The organism is Mesorhizobium sp. B2-4-12, assembly GCF_006441575.1.
Classification (GTDB): Bacteria; Pseudomonadota; Alphaproteobacteria; order Rhizobiales; family Rhizobiaceae; genus Mesorhizobium.
Window position 1 is genome coordinate 158792 of the sequence record NZ_VFVC01000002.1, and the last position, 18437, is coordinate 177228.

Below are 18437 nucleotides of genomic sequence, written 5' to 3' on the forward strand. Positions count from 1 at the left end.
CTGCCTCTTCGAATCCTCATGCGAGTTCAACATGTAGGTGTTCGATGGACGATTTTAAGCCCTTCTGGTTAGCTGACAATATGGCTAGGTGACCAAACTTGGCGGATTTTCGCAATCGTGAAGCGTGACGCGGCCCTGGACCGGAAATTGACATGAAAAAACCCGGCTGCGTTTCCGCCACCGGGTTTGTCCCAGGCCCAAAGGGCCGGAGTTAGACTGTCAGGCGAAAATTACTTCGCCTTGGCAACGATCGATTCGAACGGCTTGTAGGCTTCCTTGGCGAGTTCGGCATAGAGGTCGCCAATCTTGGTGGCCTCGGCAACGAATGCCTCGTAGGACTGCTTGGCGTAGTCGGACTGGATCTCGATCGCCTTGTCCAGCGACTTGGCCGAGAACAGCTTCTCGAAGGCGGCGCTGCCGGCTTCGAAGCTCTTCTTGGTGTATTCACCGGCCTCGGTGGCGATCGCCTGAGCGCCCTTCGACAGCGAAGCGAAGCTCTTCAATCCGGTGTCGGCAAACTCTTTGCCGTATTTGCTGAAATCTTCGTAGGTCTGGGTCATTTCCTGATTCCCTTGACGGTTGCCTGTTCATAGGACGCGCCCTGCCCGGGCGGCGTTTTGTGCAATGCACGTTATATATTGTGCGCTGCACAAAAAGTCAACATTTCGCCCGCTGGAGGCACCGCCCGAACGTCAATGGCTAAGATTCGAATAAAGAGAGCTTCAAGCCCGAAGAAAATGGTGAACGCGGCGGTTACCATAAACGGATTGGTAACGCTGCCCCGGTAGCGTGGCCGGAAGTGAGGCAGGATCCCTTTGCCGCCTCCAAAGCAACGAGAATTCAAAGGAACTACCAGTGCGTCAGGCGTTGTCGGGCATCGTTTCCAAATCCACCTCTCCCCTCAAAACGATCATGATCATCGCCATGGCGATAACGTTTGTCGTTGCCGGCGCCGCCTCGTCCTTGGCGGCGAGGTCGTCCGCCATCGTGGTCGACGCCAAGACCGGCAAGGTGCTCTATTCAGCCGATGCCAACGGCCGCCGCTACCCGGCCTCGCTCACCAAGATGATGACGCTTTATCTGACCTTCGAAGCGATGGCGGCGGGCAAGATCGGCAAGAACTCGCCAGTCGTGTTTTCCGCCAAGGCATCCGCGGAGGCGCCGACGAAGCTCGGTGTGAAGCCGGGCGGTTCGGTCACGGTCGAGACCGCCATCCTGTCGATAGTCACCAAGTCGGCCAACGACTCGGCGACAGCACTCGGCGAAATGTTGGGCGGCAACGAAACCAATTTCGCCCGAATGATGACCGCCAAGGCGCGTCAGCTCGGCATGAACGGCACCGTCTTCCGCAACGCCAACGGCCTGCCCGACCCGGGTCAGTTCACCACGGCGCGCGACATGGCCACGCTCGGCATCGCGCTCCGGGAGCATTTCCCGCAATATTACGGCTATTTCTCGCAGCGATCTTTTCTCTACGGCCGCCAGCGCATCAACGGTCACAACCGTCTGCTTGGACGCATCAAGGGCGTCGACGGCATCAAGACCGGCTATACCCGCGCCTCCGGCTTCAATCTCGTCTCGTCAGTGTCCGACGGCAACCGCCGCCTTGTCGCCGTTGTGATGGGCGGCACCTCGGGCGGCAGCCGTGACAACCAGATGGCGAGCCTGATCCATACCTATATGCCGCGGGCCTCGACCCGCGGCGATGGTGATCTGGTTGCCAAGGCCGACAGCAACCCGGTCAAGGCAATTGCCAAAGTCCTCCTGCCCAAGCACGACGCGCCGACCCCGGACGACAAGCCGGTGGCGGTGGCCAGTGCCGATGACGCCGTTGCCGAGGATGCGATGGTCGCCCAGGATGAAGACAATGCCGACAGCACTGCCGAGGCCGAGACTCCCAAACTCGTCGCCCCGGCAAAGAAGGTGAAGACGGTCATCGTCTCCAGCCCGAAAGTCGCCACGGCACAGGTCGTGGCCGCCTATGCCGAGCCGGCCCCCGCCGTCGATCCGGTCAGCACCGCGTCGGTACCGTCGGGCTGGGCGATCCAGGTCGCCTCTTCGCCGAAACAGTCCGAAGCCCAGGCATTTCTCGACAAGACCACCAAGCAAGCGCCCAAGGTGCTGGCCGATGCTTCCGGCTTCACCGTCGCCTTCGACAAGGATGGCGAGACCTACTACCGCGCCCGTTTCGGCGGTTTCGACTCGAAGGATGCCGCCTGGAAGGCCTGCACCGCTTTGAAGAAGAAGAAGATCGCCTGCTACGCCGTCCAGCAGTAAGGCGGCGAGATATCTCCCGGAAAATTTCTGCGTCGAAGGAGAACTAGTTGTGATTGGAGAGCAAGACGTCCTTGGCTTCGTTAATCCGCGCCGCCAGGAAAGACGTGCCGCCGACATCGGGGTGCAGGCGCTGCATCAGGCGGCGGTGCGCCTTGCGGACATCCGCCGCGGCGGCCCCCGCTTCAAGACCAAGGACCTTGTAGGCCTCCTCCTTAGTCATGGCGCCCGGACCTGGCGCAACACCCAGCCCTTCGCCACCGTTCGTCTCAGTGTTTTTGCGCCAGACGGGAAATCTGCCGTCAAGATACGTCTCTAGCAGCTGGCGGCTCTCCGCATCGCCGGAGAGTTCGCGGTAGAGATGCTGCAATTCCGAAAGACCCATCGCGCCAAGCATCTTGCCGTCGTGGCGGCCGGCCAGAACCAGTCCTTCTAGGCCACCCGTATTGTGGTCGAGCTCCATATCGAGGGCTGCCGTCCGCACCATCGAGCGTTTCCCAGGCGCCAGATTGGCATTTGGCCGGCTCGCGCGCGTGGCGCCGTACCAGGCGATCGCCGCGAACAGGATGATACCGCCGATCCCTTGACGTCCGACCAGGAGCACCGCGCCACCAACCAGTGCCAGCAGGATCGGCCCAACTGTTTTCATCTCGGTTGCGAGCCGGGCCGGATTGGCCTGGAGGAAAGCCGAGGCTATGCCCAGCAGCACCAGCAGCAATGCGACCAGAACGATAATTGCGCCTAACATTTCCCACTGCCCCGCAGGTGCCCTGTCCGCCTGGACAGCCGCGTGATGTCCTTCAACACTTTTTCTGCGCCGGAATCATGGCCTTCCCGCGGACAAGAATAGGGCCGCGATACGAACCGGGTCCGCCAACGCCGCAGCCTTCGTCGACTTCGACAGTTTCATCGCGCATGAATTTCAAGATGTGGCGTTGTCGCGCCGCTTGCAAGTCCAGTGCGAAGCAAGATAGAGGGCCAGAAACCAGCCCGCGACAGCAACGGGCAACGCTTCGGCTCGATGAGCTATAGCAAGCCCAGGTCGGCAAGCTCGCGCCGGAGTTTCGGCGGCATCTCGACCAAACCCGCCTTGCCTTTGCCGAGATCGGCCGGTGCGTCCGATGGCTTCAGATAGCGCCACCCCTGGAATGCCCGGCGCGGCTGCCAGTCGGTGCGCACGACTTGCTGGTCGAGAACCAGGTGACAGCGGCCGATGCCCTCATCGTCGGTAAAAGGTCGGATCTCCGTGATCAACTGACGGCATTGGACGCTGCCCTTGATTACCCAATAGAGCGAGCCGCCGTCGGTGATCTCGGCGCCGCGCGTCGGCATCATGCGGGTCGTGTGCCAGTGTTCGGCCGCTTCGCCGGCCCGGCGCCGTTCGTCGAGGCGGAATGCAATCCATTCCTCGAGATCCTCGACGCTGTCGCAGCCGACGCATAGTTTCAGGAGATTGAGAGCCATTCCCGAAGATTTAATCCGGTGCACCAACGCGTCAACGGCCTGAACAAGTTCTCCACAGTGCCAGACGCCTGCTCAGCACTCCACGACATTGACAGCCAGGCCGCCAAGGCTGGTTTCCTTGTACTTCTCGTTCATGTCGAGGCCGGTCTGGCGCATGGTCTCGATCGCTGCGTCGAGTGGCACGAAATGGACGCCGTCGCCCTTGATCGCCAGGGATGCCGCCGTCACCGCCTTGACGGCGCCAAGCGCGTTGCGCTCGATGCACGGCACCTGCACCAGCCCGCCGACCGGATCGCAGGTCATGCCGAGATGGTGTTCGAGAGCGATCTCGGCGGCGTTCTCGACCTGCTCGGGCGTGCCGCCCATGACGGCGCACAGGCCTGCCGCGGCCATTGCCGAGGCGGAGCCCACCTCGCCCTGGCAGCCGACCTCGGCGCCGGAGATCGACGCATTGGATTTGATGATGCCGCCGACAGCGGCAGCCGTCAGCAGGAAGTCGCGGATGCTTGGCTGGTCGGCCTCGGGATGGAAATGCAGCCAATAGCGCAGCACCGCAGGCAGTGTGCCCGCGGCTCCATTGGTGGGGGCGGTGACGACGCGGCCGCCAGCCGCATTCTCTTCGTTCACGGCCATCGCGTAGATCGACAGCCAGTCATTGGCGAGCAAGGGATTCGGCCGATTCTGTTGCCACTGCTCCTGCAGCTTGTCGTGGAGCTGTCTGGCGCGGCGCCGCACCTTCAGCCCGCCCGGCATGACGCCGTCCTGCGACAGCCCGCGGTCAATGCAGCCCTTCATGGCACTCCAGATGGCGTCGAGACCGGCGTCGAGCTCTTCGCGCGACATCTGCGTTTGCTCGTTGACGCGTTTCATTTCGGCAATCGAAAGGCCGCTCCTGGCCGCCATCTTCAGCATTTCGACCGCATTCTTGAAGGGATACGGCACTTTCTTGCCTTCTGCCGGCACCGACCCCTTGGCCCTCATTCGCTGCAACTCTTCTTCCGAGACCACGAATCCGCCGCCGATCGAATAGTAGATGCGCTTGAGCAGCAGGCGGCCGTCCGCGTCGTAGGCATAGAACGCCATGCCATTGGCATGGCCGGTGAGCGGCGTCTTGCGGTCGAGCACCAGATCGGTGGCCGGGTCGAAACGGTAGGAGGGATGGCCGGGCGGTGAGATCAGCTTGTCGGCGGTGATCCGGCTGACGATTTCATCGGCCTGGTCGGGGTCGACCGTTTGCGGGGTCTGGCCGGCGAGGCCAAGGGTGACAGCGCGGTCGCTGCCATGGCCGATGCCGGTATAGGCGAGCGAGCCATGCAGGCTGGCGCCGATGCGGGCAATTTTGGCGCCGGCGGGCCGCGGCCAGTCATCTCCCGCGACCTCGTCGAGAAACCGCCGCGCGGCCGTCATCGGCCCCATCGTATGCGAACTGGAGGGGCCGATGCCGATCTTGAACAGGTCGAAAACCGAAAGGAACACGCTGTCTCCTGAGTCACGTCGAGGAGTACATATAGGAATTCCCGGGATGTTTCCGCTCTTTTGGCAATCGCGGCGCAGCATCTGCCGACTTTGTTTGCTCCGGCAGCGACATTGATTGCCGGAGCATCGGCTCGCGGCTATTCTCGCACATAACGCACCAGCGTGGTTTGCGGTTCATGAGGGGGATGTGATGCTCGTGTTGGATGCCAGGCCGAAGCCGGTGCATATCGATCCCGCCCGGACAGCGGTCGTCGTTGTGGACATGCAGAACGCGTTTGCCTCGGCGGGCGGTATGTTCGACTTGGCAGGCATGGACATTTCAGGCGCTGCCCCGGCGATCGAAGCCAGCAGGCGCCTGCTTGCGGCCGCCCGCCGAAATGGCATGCCGGTGGTCTATCTCCAGATGTCATATCGGTCTGATCTCAGCGACGCGGGAGACCCCTCCTCGCCGAACTACCAGAAGGAATTGGGGATGGTGCTGATGCGCGAGCGCCCGGAGCTTCGCGGCAAGCTGCTGATAGACGACAGTTGGGATTGGCGGATCGTCGACGCCCTGAAGCCCGAGCCGGGCGACGAGGTTATTCGCAAATCGCGCTACAGCGGTTTTTGCAACACCGGCCTGGAAACATACCTGCGTGCCCGTAAAATCCGCTATCTCCTCTTCACGGGGGTCGCCACCAACATCTGCGTCGATGCAACCGCGCGCGACGCCTACATGCTGGAGTTCTGGCCTATCCTGGTCGAGGACGCGATCAACCATTCGGGCCCGGATTTCAATCGCCAATCGACATTGTGGAATTTCGAGAACGCCTTGGGATGGGTCACCAGCACCGACAAAGTCATCAAGGCCTTGGAGATGGAAGCCACCGAACCCTTGCCGACCTGAGCCAACCAAAGCAGGTACAAGAAAGCATGGACGATTCCTCCTACCTGTCGACGGCAGACCTCGCGGCGCTCGGCTTTTTCCTCCTGGCCTGGGTGCTGCACACGCTTGCTTCCGACGGCAGGTTGGTCAGCCGCATGTCACTGACGACGGCGATGAATGCGCAGCGCGAAGCCTGGATGCGCACCATGGCCGACCGCGAGATCCGCATCGTCGACACCGCCATCATGAGCGGCCTGCAGCAGGGAACCGCCTTCTTCGCCTCCAGTTCGCTGATCGCGCTCGGCGGCTGCTTTGCCTTGCTCGGCGCCTCCGACCGGGTTCTTGAAGTGCTAAGCAACCTGCCGCTCGGCAGCGCGCCGTCACGCTCGGCCTTTCAGATCAAGGTGCTCGGGCTGGTACTGATCCTGGCTTTTTCCTTCTTCAAATTCGGCTGGGCCTACCGGCTGTTCAACTATTGCTCGATCCTGATAGGCGCCGTGCCGATCCCGCATGGCGAAGCCTCGCGCAACCCGGTCACCGAAACGGCTGTCTGGCGCGCGACGCAGATGAACATGCTGGCCGGCAAGCATTTCAACTCGGGCCTGCGCGGCGTGTTCTTCTCGATCGGCTATCTCGGCTGGTTCGTCGATCCCGTGGTGTTCGTGCTGTCGACGCTTCTGCTGCTGGCCGTGCTCGTGCGGCGCCAGTTCTTCTCGGCGGCGCGGCGCGCCGTCATTGGTCAGCCGCCCGGCGCCGGAAAGGGCTGATCGATACGGCCGGAAAGCCAATAGGCGAAAAGCCCGATCCATTCGCGGATCGCCATGGTCGTGTTCTGCAAGGAATCGGCGGCGTTGTCGCGAAACAGGCCGACGCCCTCTTTGCCAGAGGTGCGATAGTCGACCGGCCATGGGATGGTTGGAAAACCGGCTTTGTCGAACAATGCCTTGGCCCGGGGCATGTGGAAGGCGGAGGTCACCAGCAGCCAGGTCTCGCCCGGCTTCGGATCGACCAGTTTGCGGCTGAAGACCGCATTTTCATAAGTGTTGCGGGACTTGTCCTCGAGGACGAGGCGATCAGCCGAGACACCCAGCGGGCCGAGCAGGCGGGGCGCGGTGTCGGCGTCGCCCTCGCCATCAAGGAAAAGCGAACCGTTTCCGCCTGATATAACCACTTTGGCCTGCGGGAAGCGCCGGGCCAGGATCGCGGTCTCGACCATGCGATCGCCGCTGGTGCTCAATTCGTAGCCACCGCGCACGAGGTTGATGGCGCCCTCGAAGCCGCCGCCGAGCACGACGATGCCGTCCACCTTCTCCGGTAGCGGCGGCCGTGGAAAGCGTTCCTCCAGCGGATTGAGCATCATGGCGCCAAGCGAGGTCCAGGCCGACAGGGCGAGGATCAGGAAGGCGAGCACGCTGCTGGTGCCCGTAAGCCGCCGGTGGCCGAAAAGCGCTGCCAGCAAGCCTGCCAGCAGTAGCAAGATGGCAAGGTTGAGCGGCTGAATGAAGAACCAGAATATCTTGGAAAGATAGAAGAACATCGCTCACCCCATCACAGCGCCGCGCGTGCTTGGACGCGCAAAGGACGCTGTAAAACTTTGATTCTGCGCATGATCCTTTCCGAAATCGATTCCGGTATTTGGGGCCATGCGCTAGTCGAGCGATACCCTTACCACCACTTCTCCGGCTGGAATGTGCCGGCCGCCTGTTCGATGACAGCCGCCGTCTGGAACAGCGTTTCTTCCTCGAACGGCCTGCCGATCAGCTGCAGGCCGAGCGGCAGCCCCTTGGGGTCGAGACCGGCGGGCACGGCGATGCCCGGCAGGCCGGCCATGTTCACGGTGACCGTGAAAATGTCGTTGAGATACATCTTGACCGGATCGGATGCCATATCCTCGTCGGCGATGCCGAAGGCGGCGGACGGTGTCGCAGGCGTCAGGATGACATCGACACCGGCGGCGAAGACGTTTTCGAAGTCGCGCTTGATCAGGTTGCGCACCTTCTGCGCCTGCAGATAGTAAGCGTCGTAATAGCCTGCCGAGAGCACATAAGTGCCGATCATGATGCGGCGCTTGACCTCGCGGCCGAAGCCCGCGGCGCGGGTCTTCTCATACATTTCGACGATGTCCTTGCCCGGCACGCGCAGCCCATAGCGGACGCCGTCATAGCGCGCCAGGTTGGACGACGCCTCTGCGGGCGCCACGATATAGTAAGCCGGCAGCGCGTATTTGGTATGAGGCAGGGAGATATCCACGATCTCGGCGCCGGCCTCTTTAAGCCAGGCAATGCCCTTCTGCCACAGCGCCTCGATCTCTTCGGGCATGCCGTCGACGCGATACTCCTTGGGAATGCCGACCTTCATGCCCCTGATCGGCTTGCCGATCGCCGCCTCGTAGTCCGGCACCGGCCGGTCGACGGAAGTGGTGTCCTTTGGATCGACGGAGGCCATCGACTTGAGCAGGATCGCGGCGTCGCGCACGTCACGGGCGATCGGCCCGGCCTGGTCCAGCGACGAGGCGAAGGCGACGACGCCCCAGCGCGAGCAGCGGCCATAGGTCGGCTTGATGCCGACCGTGCCGGTGAAGGCGGCCGGCTGGCGGATCGAGCCGCCGGTGTCCGTCGCCGTGGCGCCGGCGCACAGGAAGGCAGAGACCGCGGCCGCCGAACCGCCGGAAGAACCGCCCGGCACCAGCTGCGCGTTGTCCAGGCTGCGCTGGGTTTTCGTGCCACCGGCCGATACGAAGCCGCCATCGCCCTGATGCGTCGTCGGCATCACCACCGTGTCGAGGCGCGAACGCCGCCACGGGTTGATGACCGGGCCATAATAGGAGGTCTCGTTAGACGAGCCCATGGCGAACTCATCCATGTTGAGCTTGCCGAGCATCACCGCGCCGTCGGCCCACAGATTTGCCGTGACGGTGGATTCGTAGCGCGGCTTGAAGCCGTCGAGCACGTGGCTGCAGGCCTGGGTGTGGACACCCTCGGTGCCGAACAGGTCCTTGATCCCCAACGGAATGCCTTCCAGCGCTCCGCCCTCGCCCTTGACCAGCCTGGCATCGGACGCCTTGGCCATGTCGCGCGCCTTGTCGCCGGTGACCGCGACATAGGCATTGAGCGCCGGATTGGCGCGATCGATCGCGGAGAGATAAGCCTCGGTGATCTCGGTCGCGGTGATTTCCTTGCCGCGCAGTTTGGCGCGGGCCTGCGAAATCGTCAGTCGGGTCAGGTCGCTCATCAAAGGCTCTTTTCGTAAAACACCGACCACTCGGAATCGGGATAATCCAGCACCGGGCCGCAGCGCGAAAACCCGGCACGCTCGTACACGGTCCATGCGGCGGGATGGCGGTCGCCCGTCTCCAGCACCAGCCGCTTCAGCCCTTCATCGCGCGCCAGCGCCTCGACCCGCTCGACGATCCTGGCGCCGATCTTCTGGCCGCGATGCGAAGGCCGCGTATACATGCGCTTGACTTCACCAATGCCGTCACCATGGCGTTTCAGCGCACCGCAACCAATGGCGACGCCCCTATCGCGGGCGATGAAAACGGTCGTGTCCTGGCCTGCCATCTGCTCGACCGTCAGGTGGTAGCAATGCTCCGGCGGCGTCAATTCGAGCAGGGTTTCGTTGAGTTCCCTGACCAGGCCGCGCACGTCGTCCTGCAACGGCGTCTCGATGGCGATCTCGATTGCCATCGGCGCGTTACTCCACGACCTTCGGCACGAGGAAGAAGTTTTCTTCGGCCGCCGGTGCGTTGGCGACGATGTCGGCCGCCTTGTTGCCGTCGGTGACGACATCCCTGCGCTTCTTCATCTCCATCGGTGTCACCGAGGTCATCGGTTCGACACCGGAAACATCGACCTCGTTCAGCTGCTCGACGAAGCCCAGTATGGCGTTCAATTCGCCGGTCATGCGTTCGGCATCTTCCTCGCTCACCGCGATGCGGGCGAGATGCGCGACGCGCTTCACTGTCTTGAGATCAACGGACATGTATTTGCCTATTTGCCTCGGGGAAAACCAGTCCGGGCTATAGCGGCGCGGCACGCGGTGCGCAACATGCATCATGCGAAGCGTGGGCCGGCGTACTCCGAAGCCGTTTAGCTCTGCCGGTACCCGGTATCGTGATGGACCGAGATGGTCAGCCGCGCATCAGGGAGCGGCTGCAAGGATAGCCGGCAGCGGAGGATGGCGATACATAAAAAGCCTCCGCTGACGATCTCCAGCTGCCATTACGCGCCGACTGTTTCTAGATCGTAATCGTCTCGCCGATCTTCGGCAAAGCGACCTTGACGCCGGATCCTTCCAGGCCGGTCTCGAATTTCTCGGCGGTCGGATCGATCATAGGAAAGGTGCCGAAGTGGCAAGGGACGACCGTCTCGAACTTGAAGAAGCGGCGGCAGGCAAGCGCCGCCACCGCGCCGCCCATGGTGAAACGGTCGCCGACCGGCACAATGCCGATCTTCGGCTCATGCAACTCGTTGATCAGCGCCATGTCGGAAAAGATGTCGGTATCGCCCATATGATACAGCGTGCTGTCTTCCGGGAAATGCAGAACCAGCCCGCCGGGGTTGCCGAGATAGACGTTCTTGCCGCCCTCTTCGCCAAACGAGGACGAGTGCAGTGCCTGGACGAAAGTGGTGGTGAAGCCGTCGCAATCGACCGTGCCGCCGATATTGCCGGGATTGATCTTCTTGTCGCTGACGCCCTTCCCGACGAGATACATGCAGATCTCGAAATTGGCGACCAGCTGGGCGCCGCTCTTGCCGAGAACTTCCAGCGCGCCGCTGATGTGATCGCTGTGCCCGTGCGTCAAAAGGACATGCGTGATCCCCTCCGCCGGCCCTTCCCAGCCGCCCGTCCAGGACGGGTTGCCGACCAGATAGGGGTCGATGAGGATCTTGGCGTCGCCGGTTTCGATGCGGAAGGCCGAGTGGCCGTACCAGGTCAGTTTCATGGATGCATTCCTCGATTTTTGCCGGGCCGCAGGATAGAACGCCGATAGCCCCGAGATCAAAGGGTATAGTGTGCCGAGCATCCGCAAAAGCGCGCGCGGCTGAAAAAGACAAGGGAAAACCGTTGGCTATCATCACGATTGAGCAATTGCCGGCATGGCTCGCCGACGGCAGGACGCTGGCGGGGCTCGATCTCGGCGACAAGACGATCGGCGTCGCGGTTTCCGACCGGGGTTTCTCCTTCGCTCACCCACGACCGGTCATCAATCGGAGGAAATTCTCGCTCGATGCCGCAGCCTTGCTGGCTTTGCTGGAGAAGGAGAACGTCGGCGCGGTGGCGATCGGACTGCCGATCAACATGGATGGGTCCGAAGGTCCGCGCGCGCAGAAATCGCGCGCCTTCGTGCGCAACATGGCCCAGCTGAGCGATCTGCCCTTCGTGTTCTGGGATGAACGACTGTCGACGGTCGCGGCCGAAAGGACGCTGATCGAAATGGATTTCTCGCGCGCCAAACGCGCCGGCAAGATCGATTCGGCCGCGGCGGCCTTTATTCTGCAGGGAGTTCTGGACCGGCTCCAGTCACTCGATGCAGCCGCTCGAACGGAGCCTGACCCGCCGTCCGCCCCTTGATCCAGCCCCAGATTTCGCGGCGGCGGCGGAACGCCCACAGCGCCATCAGCAGAAGCCCGTCGAAGATGCACGTCTTCGCCACCATTCCGGGGATGATCGACGGGTCGATGCCCAGCATCTGACCGTAGAGCTGGAAGAAGAAGTCGTGCGTCTGCCGGGTGAACATGACGTAGCCGAAATTGATGTCGTTGGCCGACAGATAGAACCAGCCCCAGAAAATCGCCATCGGGCCTGCCCACATCGCGAAGATGTAGCGCATCAGCGGCCTCCCTTCGGCCCGGCCCGGCCCGAGATCAGGGACAGCAGCGAGTTATGGGCCGCCGCCTTCGCCATGCCATGCGCCGTGGCGCGGAAATCGGCATCATCCGACACCGCTGCCGAGCGCCGCTCGGCGAGCATGGCGACATACGACGCCAGGAGCGCGGCCAGTTGCACGGCCACCACCATGAAAAGACCGTTGATGCCTTGAGCTGCGCCGCCGATCAGGATCATTGACAACACGCCGGAAGCCGAGATGAAGGCTATGCGAACAACGCTGTCCGCGCCCGGGCTGGCCGTGTCGTTGATCAGCGTATCGACAAAGGCCCAGAAGAACAGCACCGACACGACCAGCAATGCGATCGACAGCGGCGCGACCACGACGACGTTCTCCAGATCGACAAAACGAGCGCTCCCAATGGTCACGCCGAGCACGCCTAGAGCCGCCGCCACACCACGGTTTCCGTCGATGCAGATCAGTGCCAACAGGGCGAAAACGATCGCCCAGTGCACGGACAAGAAAGAGGTCAATACATGTCGCATCGTGATTCCTGCTTCGACAGGAATGACAGTGGGCTTTGCGCTTCGCCGCCGCAATGGAAACCATTTGTTAAGGTTAACGGCAGCCTCGGATCAGAATGCCGACTGCATCATCGAAAGATGGATGGCACCGTCCTTGGACGGCGTCCGGTTCAGGTCAACGGCGGATAGAGCGTATCGATGATCATGCGGGCGTCGTGGCGCGAATCGAGCATGCCATAGGTGTTGCGCCACTGGCCGGCCAGGCGGGTCTCGACAAAGGCATCGGCAATCCGCCCTGCCCCCAGCCTCCGCAGTTCCGCCGCCGCCGCCGACAGCGCCAGTTGTTCCGTCAGCAGTCGGGCCGAGCCCTCGTCGGTTGCGGCGACCTGCATCGCCGCCTTCAGCACACCGATCGTGCCACGCCCGCCGGCGCCGAGGTCACGGTCGATGCCGGCCAGCACCTCCTCGAACAGGCCAGGCGCACGCCCGAGCACGCGCAGCACGTCGAGCGCCATGACATTGCCCGAGCCTTCCCAGATAGCGTTCACCGGAGCCTCGCGGTAGTAGCGGGCGAGCGGCGCTTCCTCGACATAGCCATTGCCGCCGAGGCACTCCATCGCCTCGTAGAGCAACGGTGGCGCGATCTTGCACACCCAGTATTTGACGACCGGCGTCATGGCGCGGGCAAACGCCGCCTCGCCGCGATCGCTCGCCGCCTCGTCGAAGGAACGCGCCAGCCTGAACGACAGTGCCGTGGCGGCAGCGACATCCAACGCCATGTCAGCCAGCACGCGCTGCATCAACGGCTGTTCGATCAGATTGGCGCCGAACACCTGGCGATGGCGGACATGATGAACCGCCTCGGCCAGCCCCGCCCGCATGATCGCCGAAGACGCCACCGCGCAGTCGAGCCGCGTCAGCGTCACCATGTCCATGATCGTCTTCACGCCGGCGCCGGGTTCGCCGACCATCTCGCCGATGGCGTTGACGAACTCGATCTCGGAAGACGCGTTGGAGCGGTTGCCGAGCTTGTCCTTCAGACGCTGGAAGCGGAAGCCATTGCCCGATCCGTCGCCGAGGACGCGCGGCGCGAGGAAGCATGACAGCCCCTCCGGCGCCTGCGCCAGCACCAGGAAGGCGTCCGACATCGGCGCCGACATGAACCATTTGTGCCCGGTGAGGCGGTAGAAGCCGCTGCCGACGCGCTCGGCCCTGGTCACATTGGCGCGCACATCCGTGCCGCCCTGCTTCTCGGTCATGCCCATGCCAAGCGTCAGCCCGGTCTTCTCGACCGGCGGCTTCTGGCTTTGGTCGTATTTGCGCGTGGTCACGCGCGGCGCCCATTCCCGAAACAGTTTTGGGCTGGCCATCAACGCCGCCAGCGAGGCGCTGGTCATGGTGATGGGGCAGAGGTGCCCGGTCTCGAGTTCCGCGGTCAGGTAGAAACGGGCGGCCCTCACCTGATGGCGGCGGCCGATCTCGGCGTCGCCATTTTCCCAGACCGAAGAATGCAACCCGTTCGCCACCGAGCGGCGCATCAAGGCGTGGTAGGCCGGATGGAATTCGACCAGGTCGATGCGCCGTCCCTGGCGATCATGCGTCCTGAGTTTCGGCGTCTCGACATTGGCCAGGCGCGCCAGTTCCTGCGCTTCCTGCGTCAAGACGAAACGGCCGAGCCCATCGAGGTCCTTGCGTACCGGATCGGAAAAGCGCTCGGCAAGCTGGATCAGCAACGGATCGCCTCGCCAGGCGTTGCCGCCCGTCAGCGGCGGCGGCTGGTTCGTTACGTCGTCGGTCACGCTCTGTCCTTGTTGCCAAAGGCCACGAATCCGAGGCCGTCGGCTAGATATAACCCAAGCATCGCTGGGCGCGCGACGAAAATACCGGGGAGAATGGCGGCAATCCAAAGCGGACGCTTGCGGGCGCGAAATCCGCACCCTATAGCAGCCCCTTGAGATGACCGACGCTTCGTCCCTGCCACTCTATCCCCACCGCCATCTTCTGGGCATCAGCGATCTTTCGCCTGGAGATATCGAACTGTTGCTCGACAGGGCGGATCGGGCGGTCGCGATCTCGCGGCAATCCGAGAAAAAGAGCTCGACGCTGCGCGGCCGCACCCAGATTAATCTCTTTTACGAAGCCTCGACCCGCACGCAGTCCTCGTTCGAGCTGGCCGGGAAACGGCTCGGCGCCGATGTCATGAACATGTCGGTGGCGAGTTCCTCGGTGAAGAAGGGCGAGACGCTCATCGACACCGCAATGACGCTGAATGCCATGCGGCCCGATATCTTGATCATCCGCCACCAGTCGGCGGGTGCCGCGGCCCTGCTGGCGCAGAAGGTCGGCTGTTCCGTAGTCAATGCCGGCGACGGCGCGCATGAGCATCCGACGCAGGCGTTGCTCGACGCGTTGACCATCCGCCGCGCCAAGGGCCCGCTGTCGAAGCTGATCGTGGCGATCTGCGGCGACATCCTGCATTCGCGCGTAGCGCGTTCCAACATCATGCTGCTCAACGCGCTCGGCGCGCAGGTGCGGGTCGTCGCGCCTTCGACGCTTTTGCCCTCCGGTATCGACAGAATGGGCGTGATCGTGTCGCGTTCGATGGCCGAAGGCCTCAGGGATGCCGACGTGGTGATGATGCTGCGCCTGCAGCGTGAGCGGATGGAAGGCGCCTTCGTACCGTCGACCCGCGAATATTTCCGCTATTTCGGCCTCGACGCCGAGAAGCTGAAGGCCGCCAAGGACGATGCGCTTGTGATGCATCCCGGCCCGATGAACCGTGGCGTCGAGATCGCCTCGGAAATCGCCGACGGCCCGCAAAGCGTCATCCAGGAACAGGTGGAAATGGGTGTCGCCGTGCGCATGGCGGTGATGGAAGCGCTGCTCGATCCCCGTCGTAATCAAGAGGGCCGCAACCAAGAGGGCTGCGGCGCATGAGCACGACGGTCTTTGAGCGCGCCCGCATCGTCGACCCTTCGCGCGGTATGGACGAAGTGGGCTCCGTCATTGTCGACGGCAGGAAAATCGTTGCCGCCGGCAAGGCGGCGCTGAACCAGGGCGCGCCCGATGGGGCTGCGCTGATCGACTGTGCCGGCAAGGCGATCATCCCAGGCCTGGTCGATGGCCGCGTCTTCATCGGCGAACCCGGCGGCGAGCATCGCGAAACCATTGCGTCGGCAAGTGTCGCCGCGGCGGCCGGTGGCATCACCTCCATCGTCATGATGCCCGATACCGATCCCGTGATCGACAATGTGGCACTGGTCGAGTTCGTGCTGCGCACCGCCAAGGACACGGCGGTGGTCAACATCTTCCCGGCGGCGGCCATCACCAGGGGCCTTGATGGCCGCGAGATGACCGAGTTCGGCCTGCTGCGCGAAGCAGGCGCCGTCGCCTTCACCGATGGCCGCCACACCATATCGAGCGCGCTGATGATGCGCCGCGCGCTGACCTATGCGCGCGACTTCGGCGCCACGATTGTGCATGAGACGCAGGATGCAGATCTTGCCTCGTCCGGGGTGATGAATGAGGGCCTTTACGCGAGCTGGCTTGGTCTCTCCGGTATTCCTCGTGAAGCCGAATCCATTCCGCTCGAGCGCGATCTGGCGCTGGCTCGGCTGACGCGCGGCTCCTACCACGCGGCCAAGATCTCGACGGCTATGGCGGTTGGATCGGTGGCGCGAGCGAAGGCCGACGGCGCGACGGTTACATCGGGCGTGTCGATCCACAATTTGTCGCTCAATGAAAACGATGTCGGCGAATATCGTACCTTCTTCCGGCTGACGCCGCCGCTGCGCGCCGAGGAAGATCGACTGGCAATGATAGAGGCGGTAAAGGACGGTACGATCGACATCATCGTCTCCTCGCACGATCCGCAGGATGTCGACACCAAGCGCCTGCCCTTCGCCGACGCGGCAGCCGGCGCCATCGGGCTGGAGACGTTGCTTGGCGCCGCCTTGCGGCTCTACCACAATGGCGACGTGCCATTGCCGCGGCTGATCGAGACACTCTCCACCGCGCCGGCAAGGCTGTTCGGATTGCCCGGCGGCACGCTGAAGCCCGGCGCCATCGCGGACCTTGCGCTTGTCGACCTCGATGAACCCTGGATCGTCAGTGAGAGCGGGATCCGCTCGCGCTCGAAAAACACCTGCTTCGAAGGCGCGCGCCTGCAAGGCAAGGTCTTGCAAACGCTGGTCGCGGGCCGCACAGTGTTCTCGGCATAGACCGGACACGCCAGTCGCGTCTGATCAAGTTCGCCAGGGGGAAATGCGGGGGAAACAATGACTTACGGCCTGATCCTGGCATTGGTATTCGGTTACCTTCTGGGATCGATTCCCTTCGGGCTGTTGCTGACGCGAGCCGCTGGTCTTGGTGACGTACGCAATATCGGCTCCGGCAATATTGGCGCCACCAACGTGCTGCGCACCGGCAACAAGGGGCTGGCAGCCGCGACCTTGCTGCTCGATGCGCTGAAAGGCACGACCGCAGTGCTGATAGCGGGCCATTTCGCGCCTGAAACCGCGGTCTGGGCCGGCCTTGGCGCCTTTCTCGGCCATCTCTTCCCGGCCTGGCTAGGCTTCAAGGGCGGCAAGGGCGTCGCGACCTATCTCGGCGTGCTGATCGGCCTGGCCTGGCAAGTGGCGCTGGTCTTCGCCGTCGCCTGGCTGGCGATGGCATACCTCTTCCGCTACTCCTCGCTGGCAGCACTGACGGCAGCTGTGATCGTGCCGATCGCTCTCTACGTCCTGAGCACACCGCGGATCGCCGCTGTTTTCGTGGTGATGAGCATCATCGTCTTCGTCAAGCATCGCGCCAACATTTCACGCCTGCTTGCCGGCACAGAGGGCAAGATCGGAGCCAAGGGGTGAGCGATCCAGCCGCCGGGCCGCGCCTCAGCGACCGGCAGCGGCTGAGCTGGCTGCGGCTGATCCGCACCCAGAATGTCGGCCCTGCTTCCTTCCGGGACCTGATCAACCGCTTCGGGTCGGCCGAAGTCGCGCTTCAAATGCTGCCGGAACTGATGATTTCCGGGGGCGCCAACCGGATGGTCCGCATCCCTTCCGTTGCCGAGGCAGAAGCCGAACTGGAAGCAGCCCGGCGCAATGGTGCACGCTTTGTCGGCATCGGTGAGGCCGATTACCCCCCGCTGTTGCGCAGCATGGACCATCCGCCACCGCTGCTGGCGGTCAAGGGCAATGCCGCCGTGTTCCGGTTGCCGGGCGTAGCCATCGTCGGCGCGCGCAACGCATCGCTGGCTGGCATCAAGATGGCGCGCATGCTGGCGGCCGATCTTGGGCGCGATGGATATGGGATCATCTCCGGCCTGGCACGCGGCATCGACACAGCGGCACATCAGGGCAGTCTGTCGACCGGCACGATCGGCGTGCTGGCCGGAGGCCTTGACCTGCCCTACCCGCCCGAAAATGCCGGCTTGTGCGAGGAAATCGCCGAACATGGGGCGGTCATCTCCGAGATGCCATTCGGCTGGCAGCCGCGTGCGCAGGATTTTCCGCGCCGCAATCGTCTCGTCGCGGGTGCCGCCCTTGGGCTGGTGGTGATCGAGGCGGCGCAGCGGTCGGGATCCCTGATCAGCGCCAGGCTTGCCGGCGAAATGGGCCGCCTGGTCTTCGCCGTGCCGGGCTCCCCGCTCGATCCGCGTGCTGCCGGCACCAACGGCCTACTCAAGGACGGCGCCACGCTGGTCACCGAAGCATCGGATGTTTCCAGGGCAATCGCGCCGTTGACCGGCATGCAGGCACCTGACGTGTCGCCGTTTGAGGACCCGCCCGATTTCTCGGCCACACCGCCGCCCGGCGAGAGCGACCGCACAGAGGTAATCGAGGCGCTCGGCCCGACGCCGGTGTCGATCGACGAAATCATCCGCCACACCGGCCTGCACCCGGCCCAGGTTTTCATGGTGCTTCTGGAACTCGATCTCGCCGGCCGGCTCGAACGTCATGCGGGCGGCCATGTTTCGCTGGTTTTTGGGAACGACTGAAGCCGTCCT

At 63.4% G+C, this 18437-nt stretch carries 20 protein-coding genes; 8 read left to right on the top strand and 12 right to left on the bottom strand.

Annotated features, from left to right (window positions below):
* Nucleotides 1–230: 230 nt before the first annotated feature.
* Nucleotides 231–560: a phasin family protein gene (locus FJ934_RS02105; protein ID WP_095774324.1), complete on the bottom strand. Its 330-nt coding sequence runs from the start codon at nt 558–560 to the stop codon at nt 231–233.
* Nucleotides 561–855: 295 nt separating this feature from the next.
* Here FJ934_RS02105 and FJ934_RS02110 point away from each other — a divergent pair, with 295 nt between their 5' ends.
* Nucleotides 856–2277: a D-alanyl-D-alanine carboxypeptidase gene (locus FJ934_RS02110; protein ID WP_140607000.1), complete on the top strand. Its 1422-nt coding sequence runs from the start codon at nt 856–858 to the stop codon at nt 2275–2277.
* 43 nt (nt 2278–2320) lie between these two features.
* Here the strand turns inward: FJ934_RS02110 and FJ934_RS02115 are convergent, their stop codons facing one another.
* The 3 genes from FJ934_RS02115 to FJ934_RS02125 form a co-directional block, all read right to left on the bottom strand.
* Nucleotides 2321–3022: a DnaJ domain-containing protein gene (locus FJ934_RS02115; protein WP_140607001.1), complete on the bottom strand. Its 702-nt coding sequence runs from the start codon at nt 3020–3022 to the stop codon at nt 2321–2323.
* A 278-nt stretch (nt 3023–3300) separates the two neighbouring features.
* Complete coding sequence (locus tag FJ934_RS02120) at nt 3301–3738, bottom strand: DUF1489 family protein (protein WP_140607002.1); 438 nt, start codon at nt 3736–3738, stop codon at nt 3301–3303.
* A 72-nt stretch (nt 3739–3810) separates the two neighbouring features.
* Complete coding sequence (locus FJ934_RS02125) at nt 3811–5214, bottom strand: L-serine ammonia-lyase (RefSeq protein WP_140607003.1); 1404 nt, start codon at nt 5212–5214, stop codon at nt 3811–3813.
* A 190-nt stretch (nt 5215–5404) separates the two neighbouring features.
* On the opposite strand from FJ934_RS02125, the gene FJ934_RS02130 reads away from it, so the two are divergent.
* A complete protein-coding gene (locus FJ934_RS02130; RefSeq protein ID WP_140607004.1) occupies nt 5405–6100 on the top strand; it encodes a cysteine hydrolase in 696 nt (231 codons plus the stop codon).
* Nucleotides 6101–6126: 26 nt separating this feature from the next.
* A complete protein-coding gene (locus tag FJ934_RS02135) occupies nt 6127–6846 on the top strand; it encodes a DUF599 domain-containing protein (RefSeq protein ID WP_140607005.1) in 720 nt (239 codons plus the stop codon).
* On the opposite strand, the gene FJ934_RS02140 is transcribed toward FJ934_RS02135, so the two are convergent.
* The 5 genes from FJ934_RS02140 to FJ934_RS02160 form a co-directional block, all read right to left on the bottom strand.
* Complete coding sequence (locus tag FJ934_RS02140) at nt 6819–7616, bottom strand: YdcF family protein (RefSeq protein WP_140607006.1); 798 nt, start codon at nt 7614–7616, stop codon at nt 6819–6821. The two genes, FJ934_RS02135 and FJ934_RS02140, sit on opposite strands and share 28 nt — an antisense overlap.
* Before the next feature lie 128 nt (nt 7617–7744).
* Nucleotides 7745–9310, bottom strand: coding sequence for an amidase family protein (locus FJ934_RS02145; protein WP_140607007.1), 1566 nt, complete (start codon nt 9308–9310; stop codon nt 7745–7747).
* Complete coding sequence (locus FJ934_RS02150) at nt 9310–9765, bottom strand: GNAT family N-acetyltransferase (protein ID WP_140607008.1); 456 nt, start codon at nt 9763–9765, stop codon at nt 9310–9312. The genes FJ934_RS02145 and FJ934_RS02150 overlap by 1 nt, the downstream gene beginning before the upstream one ends.
* A 7-nt stretch (nt 9766–9772) precedes the next feature.
* Nucleotides 9773–10060 (bottom strand): Asp-tRNA(Asn)/Glu-tRNA(Gln) amidotransferase subunit GatC, encoded by a 288-nt coding sequence (gene gatC / locus FJ934_RS02155; protein ID WP_140607009.1) that lies wholly within the window; start codon nt 10058–10060, stop codon nt 9773–9775.
* Between the two features lie 256 nt (nt 10061–10316).
* A complete protein-coding gene (locus FJ934_RS02160; protein ID WP_140607010.1) occupies nt 10317–11024 on the bottom strand; it encodes a metal-dependent hydrolase in 708 nt (235 codons plus the stop codon).
* Between the two features lie 122 nt (nt 11025–11146).
* Between FJ934_RS02160 and ruvX the strand changes: the two genes are divergently transcribed.
* Nucleotides 11147–11653, top strand: coding sequence for a Holliday junction resolvase RuvX (gene ruvX / locus FJ934_RS02165; RefSeq protein ID WP_140607011.1), 507 nt, complete (start codon nt 11147–11149; stop codon nt 11651–11653).
* Here the strand turns inward: ruvX and FJ934_RS02170 are convergent.
* The 3 genes from FJ934_RS02170 to FJ934_RS02180 all read right to left on the bottom strand — a co-directional run bounded on the left by FJ934_RS02170 (nt 11571) and on the right by FJ934_RS02180 (nt 14232).
* Complete coding sequence (locus tag FJ934_RS02170; protein WP_140607012.1) at nt 11571–11912, bottom strand: DUF6105 family protein; 342 nt, start codon at nt 11910–11912, stop codon at nt 11571–11573. The two genes, ruvX and FJ934_RS02170, sit on opposite strands and share 83 nt — an antisense overlap.
* The gene (locus FJ934_RS02175; RefSeq protein WP_140607082.1) at nt 11912–12454 is read right to left on the bottom strand and encodes a hypothetical protein; all 543 of its coding nucleotides are present in this window, start codon (nt 12452–12454) and stop codon (nt 11912–11914) included. Before FJ934_RS02175 ends, FJ934_RS02170 begins: the two co-directional genes overlap by 1 nt.
* Nucleotides 12455–12603: 149 nt before the next feature.
* A complete protein-coding gene (locus FJ934_RS02180; protein ID WP_140607013.1) occupies nt 12604–14232 on the bottom strand; it encodes a DNA alkylation response protein in 1629 nt (542 codons plus the stop codon).
* Nucleotides 14233–14389: 157 nt separating this feature from the next.
* Here FJ934_RS02180 and FJ934_RS02185 point away from each other — a divergent pair, with 157 nt between their 5' ends.
* From FJ934_RS02185 to dprA, 4 genes are read left to right on the top strand one after another with little or no spacing between them, the layout of a single operon-like run.
* A complete protein-coding gene (locus FJ934_RS02185; protein WP_140607014.1) occupies nt 14390–15370 on the top strand; it encodes an aspartate carbamoyltransferase catalytic subunit in 981 nt (326 codons plus the stop codon).
* Nucleotides 15367–16653 carry a dihydroorotase gene (locus FJ934_RS02190; RefSeq protein WP_140607015.1) on the top strand — a complete coding sequence of 429 codons (1287 nt, stop codon included), beginning with the start codon at nt 15367–15369 and terminating at the stop codon, nt 16651–16653. The genes FJ934_RS02185 and FJ934_RS02190 overlap by 4 nt, the downstream gene beginning before the upstream one ends.
* A 57-nt stretch (nt 16654–16710) precedes the next feature.
* A complete protein-coding gene (gene plsY, locus FJ934_RS02195) occupies nt 16711–17298 on the top strand; it encodes a glycerol-3-phosphate 1-O-acyltransferase PlsY (protein WP_140607016.1) in 588 nt (195 codons plus the stop codon).
* The gene (gene dprA / locus FJ934_RS02200; RefSeq protein WP_140607017.1) at nt 17295–18428 is read left to right on the top strand and encodes a DNA-processing protein DprA; all 1134 of its coding nucleotides are present in this window, start codon (nt 17295–17297) and stop codon (nt 18426–18428) included. The genes plsY and dprA overlap by 4 nt, the downstream gene beginning before the upstream one ends.
* Nucleotides 18429–18437 lie beyond the last annotated feature (9 nt).

Excerpts from the sequence above, each read along its gene's own strand:
- FJ934_RS02115 (WP_140607001.1), bottom strand. The coding sequence starts at position 3,022 with ATGTTAGGCGCAATTATCGTTCTGGTCGCATTGCTGCTGGTGCTGCTG.
- FJ934_RS02145 (WP_140607007.1), bottom strand. The coding sequence starts at position 9,310 with ATGAGCGACCTGACCCGACTGACGATTTCGCAGGCCCGCGCCAAACTG.
- FJ934_RS02130 (WP_140607004.1), top strand. The coding sequence starts at position 5,405 with ATGCTCGTGTTGGATGCCAGGCCGAAGCCGGTGCATATCGATCCCGCC.
- FJ934_RS02150 (WP_140607008.1), bottom strand. The coding sequence starts at position 9,765 with ATGGCAATCGAGATCGCCATCGAGACGCCGTTGCAGGACGACGTGCGC.
- FJ934_RS02185 (WP_140607014.1), top strand. The coding sequence starts at position 14,390 with ATGACCGACGCTTCGTCCCTGCCACTCTATCCCCACCGCCATCTTCTG.
- FJ934_RS02175 (WP_140607082.1), bottom strand. The coding sequence starts at position 12,454 with ATGCGACATGTATTGACCTCTTTCTTGTCCGTGCACTGGGCGATCGTT.
- FJ934_RS02140 (WP_140607006.1), bottom strand. The coding sequence starts at position 7,616 with ATGTTCTTCTATCTTTCCAAGATATTCTGGTTCTTCATTCAGCCGCTC.
- gatC (WP_140607009.1), bottom strand. The coding sequence starts at position 10,060 with ATGTCCGTTGATCTCAAGACAGTGAAGCGCGTCGCGCATCTCGCCCGC.
- plsY (WP_140607016.1), top strand. The coding sequence starts at position 16,711 with ATGACTTACGGCCTGATCCTGGCATTGGTATTCGGTTACCTTCTGGGA.
- FJ934_RS02120 (WP_140607002.1), bottom strand. The coding sequence starts at position 3,738 with ATGGCTCTCAATCTCCTGAAACTATGCGTCGGCTGCGACAGCGTCGAG.
- FJ934_RS02105 (WP_095774324.1), bottom strand. The coding sequence starts at position 560 with ATGACCCAGACCTACGAAGATTTCAGCAAATACGGCAAAGAGTTTGCC.
- FJ934_RS02160 (WP_140607010.1), bottom strand. The coding sequence starts at position 11,024 with ATGAAACTGACCTGGTACGGCCACTCGGCCTTCCGCATCGAAACCGGC.
- FJ934_RS02135 (WP_140607005.1), top strand. The coding sequence starts at position 6,127 with ATGGACGATTCCTCCTACCTGTCGACGGCAGACCTCGCGGCGCTCGGC.
- FJ934_RS02190 (WP_140607015.1), top strand. The coding sequence starts at position 15,367 with ATGAGCACGACGGTCTTTGAGCGCGCCCGCATCGTCGACCCTTCGCGC.
- FJ934_RS02170 (WP_140607012.1), bottom strand. The coding sequence starts at position 11,912 with ATGCGCTACATCTTCGCGATGTGGGCAGGCCCGATGGCGATTTTCTGG.